Genomic DNA, 1,367 nt, shown 5'->3' on the forward strand with positions numbered 1-1,367 from the left:
AATATTATCCCAGGTAAGTGGAATATCGTTGTCAGTGGTGTACCGACTACCTTAACGGCAAGTTTTGACCCGGATGATGCGCATCATAATGCTGATGGCTCGTTAAAAACACCACAAACAGTAGATATGGCAACTGTGGAAGTAGTAGGTAATTTAACTGACCAAAACTTTGGTTATATCAATGGTGGAGTTATCGAAGGTAAGTTAGTTGAAGACAGTGCTGGCACAGGCTTAATAGGGCTGGCTAACTATCCAGGGTTATCGGGAGTAAATGTCTATTTATTAGATAGCAATGAAAAACATGTTATGGATAAAGCGGGCAAACCGATGTTATCAACAACTGATAATGAAGGTAAGTTCAGTTTCCGTAACTTAGCGATAGGTAGCCATGACGGCAACAGCATCACCCATAATATTCGGGTTCTTTACGGTGAATATAATGATGGTGTTGTTAGTTCAGATAGCAACAGTCCGTTATATGAAAAAGTTCCATTCTTTGAAAAGTATACGGATATCGGCGGTAATGCTGTTGAGCATGACCAAATAGATGTATCAGCGCCGCCGTCATCAGTGACGTATAATGGCGTGGGTGGTGCACATACGATACCGGTAGCATTAAAAGAGAAGTCTATTACTTTCACGAGCGTTGAGGTGAATGATATGGCTTTGGGCTACCGTGCCTCGGATGCAGATATCACTATCATCAAAACAGCGTTAAAAGACAATGTGGTGGTGGGTGATATAGTGCCGTATACTCTTAAAGTAATTAACAATAAAGCACAACCAGCAAATATCAAAATTAAAGATATTTTACCTGCGGGCTTTAAATTTGTTAATGGTTCATCACGAGTTAACGGTAAGAAAGTGATGGATCCGAAAGGTGGCAGAACGGTGACGTATGACAAGGTAAGTTTATCGGGTAATGGTGAAATGGTGATTAGCTATATGTTAGTGGTGGGTTCAGGTGTAACTCAAGGTGAGTATACGAACACAGCAATGGCATTAAATTCCTTAACAGGTAAGGTGGTGTCAAATATAGCTCAAGCAACAGTGACAGTGACGTCAGACCCATTATTTGATAATGCATTAATTTTTGGTAAAGTGTTTGTGGACAAAAATGGTAATGGAGTGCAAGACGAAGGTGAGGAAGGACTTGGTGGCGTGAAATTAATCACGGTGCGAGGAGAGATTATCACAACTGATGCACATGGGCGTTACCATTTAGTCGATGTATCGGGTGGACGTTGGGAACGTGGTGGTAACTTTGTTATCAAACTCGATCCACGAAGCTTACCGAAGGAATACCGTGTTAGTGGTCGTAATCCTAAGGTAGTAAGGGTATCACCAGGCTTACCAAGTAAAGTTGA

At 41.4% G+C, this 1,367-nt stretch carries 1 pseudogene; it reads left to right on the forward strand.

Annotated features, from left to right (window positions below):
- Nucleotides 1–1,367, forward strand: a pseudogene (locus tag A9G48_RS02790) (SdrD B-like domain-containing protein); the annotation flags it as partial.

This window comes from Gilliamella sp. wkB18 (genome assembly GCF_001690875.1).
In the GTDB taxonomy this organism is placed as follows: domain Bacteria; phylum Pseudomonadota; class Gammaproteobacteria; order Enterobacterales; family Orbaceae; genus Gilliamella; species Gilliamella apicola_A.